Here is a 6,126-nt window from a genome sequence, read left to right as displayed (position 1 = left end):
GAATATTGGCAGAAGCTCGGATTAGTCAGCCTCATGGACCGATATCTAGAAGTTCGTAACACTTGGCGAACCGCCGTATACCGAACGGTACGTACGGTGGTGTAAGAGGACGGCGGGGAAACCCCGCCTCCTACTTAATTTGATTATGAAGGGTCAATCACAGAATGAAACTTTCGGCATAAATCATTAATTAAGGCTTGAGGAGCGCGGGAGAAACGCAGGCGAAGCATCATGAGATGCCGGAACCTGACAACACGGCTGCCGGCTTTAAAGTTTAGACAAGGAAAGGAGAATAGGGATGGACTGGCAAAAGATTGTTATCCACCACACCGCAAGTCCCACGCAAATACGCCGCCGGGGCAAGAGTGTGCCGGTCAATGCGGCCGTAATTCGAGAATGGCATAAAGCAAAAGGCTGGAAGGATATAGGGTATAACTTTGTGATAATGCCGGATGGACACTGTGAGGAAGGGCGGTCATTACAGCAGCAGGGTGCGCATTGCCAGGCAGGCAAGCGAAATTTTACCGGAATCGGAGTCTGCCTGGTAGGAAATTTTAATGAGATTGAAGTACCAGAGGCTCAGCTTCAGGGGTTGGTTAATAAAATAGAAGAGCTTATGGCAACCTATAATTTAGGAACTGAAGATGTCGAGTTGCATCGGGACGTACCTGGAGCAGCCACGGAATGTCCAGGACGGTATTTTCCGGGGGATGTTCTCTCCAAAAGGTTGGCAGAGAGATTTAAGATAAACATCAAAGGCTTGTTTCCGGAGTGTTAAAAATATTCTTGCCTTGCAGGATTAGCTTTGAAAATGAAGAATTCAGGTGAATAGAAGAGTTATTCATTAAATTAGCCTTTATTTTGAAGAATTAAAGAGGATATCGAATGAAAAATATCGGCGAATATCGTACGGAAGAATTTCCTGTAAGCAGAATAGCGACGATTGATATCGGTGCGGCGGGGCTAAGAAAGCACCATATTAAAGCCTTAATTGAATTGGACGTAACGGAACCGCAAAACTTGATCCGGGCAAGAAAAAGACAAGCCGAGACGATTTCTTTTAATTCTTGGTTAATCAAATGTATAAGTCTCACCGTTGAAGAATTTAAGCAGATTCATGGGATAAGAAAAGGGAAACGCAAAGCAGTCCTTTTTGAGGATATCGATATATCAATTGTTATCGAAAGAAAGGTCGATGGCAAGAAAGTACCGTTGCCTTATGTTATTCGCAAGACCAATAAAAAAAGCGTTTCTGACATTGATGAAGAAATCAAGAGCGGTCAGAAACAGCTTATTAAGGGTAAAAGGGATTATATTTTAGGCCAGGAAAAAAAGAACAGAGTTTTAATGAAGACATATTATCTGCTGCCGGGATTTATAAGAAAGTTAATATGGAACCGTATAATCAAAAGCCCATTCTTAAGCAAACAGAATATGGGCACTGTGATGATTACCTCACTTGGTATGGTCGGAAAAATAAACGGCTGGGTAATGCCGGTAAGCGTTCATCCCCTTTGTTTTGCAATCGGTTCCATCGTTAAGAAGCCAGGTATTGTCCGTGATAAGATAGAAGTGCGGGAATATCTCTATATGACAGTCTTGGTTGACCACGATATTATCGACGGCGCTCCGGCGGTGAGAGCTCTCTCCAAACTAACGAAGCTTGTGGAAAACGGATATGGCTTAAAGTAACCTTAAAATGTCTTACGAAGACAGGGGAGAAAATTTGACGTCAATACTTGTTCCTTTCATGACTACCTTTCCGGCCAGTAGGGATTGCTGATTCGCCAAGCCGCTGCCGGAAAAGCTAAAATGAAGTTCTGATTTTTCCAAAGTGCTCCCAGCTTGACGCATTGTTAAGCCCGTTAAATCAGGTACTACGACTTCCTCGGCAGAGGGGGTTCGCTCCGGTGTCACAGGCTTGGGAGAGGGTCTGACAGAGGCGTCGCTTGGAGAAATCGAAACATCGCTCATGGTATTTGCAGATACAGGAATACCGTAATATTGCAGGGCTCCTTCGAGGATAGCTTTGGCCGGAGGACCGCACAGCGGTCCTCCATCGTGTTCGCCGTCTTCCATCTTGGGGGTGTCTAAAATAATCAGCAAAGAAATTTTAGGATTTTCAGCAGGGGCATAGGCCGCAAAAGAGGCAACATAATCCGTTGCTGAATAATCTCCGGTTTTGGGGTCTAATTTTTGAGCTGTCCCCGTTTTCCCCGCTACATTAATTCCTGGAATTTTAGCCAGGTACCCGGTGCCGCCGGTGACAACCTGTTCAAGTACGTTTGTCATTTGTGAAGCGGTCTCTTTGGAAATAACTTGGCGAACCGGTGTTGGTTTTTGTTGTTTAACGAGCTGACCGTCGGGCGTTGTAATTTTATCAACAACATAGGGACGATAGAGTGTCCCTCCGTTAGCTATGGCTGAAATAGCCGTTAAGAGTTGAATTGGCGTGACTGAATTCGCCTGACCGAAAGACATGGTCGCCAGATCCAGTTCTCTGGCTTTATCTTGAGGAACAAGAATACCGCTTTCCTCGCCGGAAATGTCGATGCCCGTTTTGGAACCAAAGCCAAAGGCTTTTAAATACGTATAGAAAGCACTCATGCCTAATTTCATGCCTACTTGAGCGAGAACTACGTTGGAGGAGGACTGCATTCCCTGTATAAAGGTAGTGTTTCCGCGTGCTTGCTGGTTAGAGTCCCAGTTGGTGATCACTTTGGGTCCGACTTGGAGGTACCCGGGATCATAAAAGGTCTCATCCGGGGTTATGGCTCCTTCTTCCAGAGCCGCGGACCCTGTGATTGTCTTAAAAGTGGAGCCGGGTTCATAGGACATGCCTATGGCTAGGTTCCGGCGAACTTCAGGATCGACTTTTTGGTAATTCGAAGGGTCGAAGGTTGGGCGGGACCCCATACCCAGGACACGCCCAGTCATTGGGTCCATGGCTAAAATTGTCACGCTTTTAGCCTTAGTAGATTGTGCTAAACTGTCAAGCTGCTGTTCGATTAAATACTGAATGGTTGAATCAAGAGTTAAGGTTAGGTTATCCCCTGGACTGGAAGGTTGGCCTTGCGAAGGTGCGCCCAGGATTGAGCGGGCTCGGGTGTCCTCTTCCTGAGAGATAAACCCTGGCTTTCCAAAAAGTTCACCATCATAATAGGCTTCAATCCCTTCCACACCATGTCCTGCTTGATTGACAATTCCCAGAGTTGAGGCTGCAAAGCTCCCCATGGGATTTACACGTTTCTCCTCATCATTCAAACCTACTCCGGGAATTTTCAAAGCCATTATTTTATCCGCGGTTTGGACATCCACTTGATGAGCAAGGCTGATCCAGGATAAGTTTTTATTGAGGCCGGCCAGTATGGTTGGGGGATCTATTCCTAAAAGAGTTCCCAGCTCTTTAGCAACGTCTTCTTTGCTGCTTTTGAATTGTTTTTGGGAAATCAAGTCGCTCAAAGTTTTGGGATCTGCATAGACTTCTTTGACGGGAATACTTTGAGCCAACACATTTCCCTGAGCGTCAAAAATAGTGCCCCTTTGCGGGTGCAGGTTTTGGTCGTTGGTTCGCCGCTCGGTTCCTTTCTCCTGGAGTGCCGAAGCCTGAACAACCTGGAGGTCGATCAGACGGCCAAATATTACAAGCAGCAAAGCGGCTAAAAGAATCTGGACCCAACGGTCACGTGAAAAATATGTAGTACGGTTTCTTTTTGTTTTCAAGGTTGTTTCCTAACCGCCCTTCTGGTAACCTTTTATTGAACTACAGACCAAACAAAAAGTCCTCTCCCGCAGAGGAGAAGAAATAGTACCACTGTCTTGAATAGACAGTTCCCTGACTATATTATAGCTTACATTTATCCTCCCTTGACAAGCACTATATTAAGAAAATGTTAAACCTTATATTAGTAATTATAACAGTTATTGCAACTATAAGGCAGTCTTTTTGTTTAAGCAAGGAAAGGAATTGACAAAACAGAGTCGAAATGTATAGGATAACTTAGGTGGTCTAGTCTAAATATACTGTGGACTGAAACCGACGGGGAGCGGTGCGCACAGATTGCTTTTGGCTTGATTTGAAAAGGGGAGTGGGCAATGAATGATTTATATACGATAAAAGTCAACTGTCCTCACTGCGGTAAGGCTTTTGAAACGTTTAAGGTGCGTTACCGACGTTCGGTTCCTTACAAAATAGATAGTGATTTTTGTCCGTATTACAAAGAAGGGGATAGTAATCCTCATTTTTATTATGCTAAAGTGTGCCCGGATTGTGGTTTTGCCTTTACGGATGAATTCTCTGAAAATTTTCCGCTAGGTACTAAAGAGCTTATTAATGCTAAGATAACTGCAGGATGGAGAAAAAAAGAGTTTGGCCAGGCCAGAGATGTTGAGAAAGCGATCGAATCTCTTAAATTGGCGATCTATTCGGCTACTCTGAAAAAGGAAAAGCATTCCGTTTTAGGTGGCTTATGTCTGCGTTTGGCCTGGATTTACAGAACCGCCAACAGACAGGAGAGTCAGGAAGAAGAAGAGCGTTTTCTGAAATTGGCCCTTCAAGAGTATGAAGAGGCATACCTTCATTCTGATTTTAAAGGGACATCATTATCGGAGCTTAATGTTTTATTTCTCATAGGGGAGTTAAGCCGGCGTTTAGGGCAATTTTCCAAGGCTATTTCCTATTTTTCCAAAATAGCCGAACATCCCAGACGGTATGAAGAGGCGAAGATTTTGGACAGGGCCCGCAAGCAGTGGAAGATTACCGCGGAACAAAATAGGGAACAGCGTGAGCATGACAGCAAAGCGTAACTTGTCCGCGCTGTCTGAACCGGAGAGCAAGGTGTCAGTTTCAGAAGATGATCAATAGTTACAGAGGGTTGCCTAAAAGTATTTATGTTTTCTTTGTAGTTCAAGTAATAAATAGGTTTGGAGATTTTGTAGTTCCCTTTTTGACCCTGTATTTGACCCGAAAGCTGGGTTTATCCTTTGAAACGACCGGTGTTATCGTCATGGTCGCTTCTGCTTTAAATATTCCGAGTTCTCTTTTAGGAGGTAACCTTGCGGACCGACTGGGCCGCAAGAAGGTTTATATTTTAGCCCAAACGACGGCCGGGATATTGCTTGTTCCCTGCGCCTTTCTCACGAATCCTTTCATCACTGTAGCCTGTATCCTAACGGCTACTTTTTTCAATGGAGCCGTTAGGCCGGCCGTTACTTCCATGATTGCCGATCTATTGCCTCCCTATAAAAGGCAGCTGGGTTATTCCCTCAATTATTTGGGCGTTAATGTCGGGGTGGCCCTGGGTCCGCTGGTTGCGGGCTTTCTATTTAACCACTGTTTGCCGCTGCTGTTTATAGGAGATGCTCTAACGTCATTTATAGCTGTGGGCCTCGTTATGTTACATATTAGCGAAGTTAATCCCTTGACCTCTGAAATTGCCGTAACTGAGGAGGAAAAGGATGAATCCGGAAGTTTGCTGCAAGCCCTCAGAAAAAGGCCTAAGATCGTTATCCTTTTGCTTATTTACATCATTTATTGTGCTGTTTACGTTCAGAACAGGTTTTCCTTGCCGATCATGCTGGATAAAGTATTTCAGGCTCAGGGCCCTGAAAAGTTTGGCTTACTGATGAGCGTTAATGCTTTGACTGTAATTATCTTGACTTTATGGATTACGGATGTTACCAGGCGTTTAAAGCCTTTAAACAACATGGTTGCAGCGGGTTTACTGTATGCGGTGGGGTTTGGCATGATCGGAAGCATACATACCTTTTTTCTTTTTGTAGTATCCACCGTGTTGTGGACTCTGGGAGAAATACTTATGGCGACGAACTTTGGCGTTTATGTTTCCAACCATAGTCCTCGAAATTATAGAGCGAGATTTAACGCTTTATCCAGCCTAACCAACGCGATCGGCGGGGCACTCGGCACATCGCTGATGGGTGTATACATTGGGCTGAAAGGCATAAATGCAGTCTGGAGTTTGATCTTTGGCGTGTCTTGTCTTTCTTCGGTCCTAATGTTGGGGCTGGCTGCCTATTCGGGGCAAGGCTGTCAGAGGGAACTGTCCTGATATTAGATACATTACCCTTGGTGGGGCTGTAATATCTGAACTTTGCTTGTGGAAATAG

General features: G+C 44.8%; 5 protein-coding genes. 4 read left to right on the top strand and 1 reads right to left on the bottom strand.

Annotation, left to right across the window (positions count from 1 at the left end; all coding sequences use genetic code 11):
- The first annotated feature begins 298 nt into the window (after positions 1 to 298).
- Positions 299 to 778: a peptidoglycan recognition protein family protein gene (locus REC12_RS14215; protein ID WP_308895537.1), complete on the top strand. Its 480-nt coding sequence runs from the start codon at positions 299 to 301 to the stop codon at positions 776 to 778.
- A 107-nt stretch (positions 779 to 885) separates the two neighbouring features.
- Positions 886 to 1,692 (top strand): 2-oxo acid dehydrogenase subunit E2, encoded by an 807-nt coding sequence (locus REC12_RS14210; protein WP_308895535.1) that lies wholly within the window; start codon positions 886 to 888, stop codon positions 1,690 to 1,692.
- A gap of 12 nt (positions 1,693 to 1,704) precedes the next feature.
- Here the strand turns inward: REC12_RS14210 and REC12_RS14205 are convergent, their stop codons facing one another.
- Positions 1,705 to 3,723: a PASTA domain-containing penicillin-binding protein gene (locus REC12_RS14205; RefSeq protein WP_308895533.1), complete on the bottom strand. Its 2,019-nt coding sequence runs from the start codon at positions 3,721 to 3,723 to the stop codon at positions 1,705 to 1,707.
- A gap of 372 nt (positions 3,724 to 4,095) precedes the next feature.
- On the opposite strand from REC12_RS14205, the gene REC12_RS14200 reads away from it, so the two are divergent.
- Entirely contained in the window at positions 4,096 to 4,806 is a 711-nt protein-coding gene (locus tag REC12_RS14200; RefSeq protein ID WP_308895531.1) for a DUF2225 domain-containing protein, read from the top strand.
- 47 nt (positions 4,807 to 4,853) lie between these two features.
- A complete protein-coding gene (locus tag REC12_RS14195) occupies positions 4,854 to 6,068 on the top strand; it encodes an MDR family MFS transporter (protein WP_308895530.1) in 1,215 nt (404 codons plus the stop codon).
- Positions 6,069 to 6,126 lie beyond the last annotated feature (58 nt).

The organism is Candidatus Desulfosporosinus nitrosoreducens (assembly GCF_030954495.1).
GTDB lineage: Bacteria > Bacillota > Desulfitobacteriia > Desulfitobacteriales > Desulfitobacteriaceae > Desulfosporosinus > Desulfosporosinus nitrosoreducens.
Note: the sequence above shows the minus strand (reverse complement) of the source record. Positions and strands in the feature narration are given on the sequence as shown.

Excerpts from the sequence above, each read along its gene's own strand:
- REC12_RS14215 (WP_308895537.1), top strand. The coding sequence starts at position 299 with ATGGACTGGCAAAAGATTGTTATCCACCACACCGCAAGTCCCACGCAA.
- REC12_RS14210 (WP_308895535.1), top strand. The coding sequence starts at position 886 with ATGAAAAATATCGGCGAATATCGTACGGAAGAATTTCCTGTAAGCAGA.
- REC12_RS14200 (WP_308895531.1), top strand. The coding sequence starts at position 4,096 with ATGAATGATTTATATACGATAAAAGTCAACTGTCCTCACTGCGGTAAG.
- REC12_RS14195 (WP_308895530.1), top strand. The coding sequence starts at position 4,854 with ATGATCAATAGTTACAGAGGGTTGCCTAAAAGTATTTATGTTTTCTTT.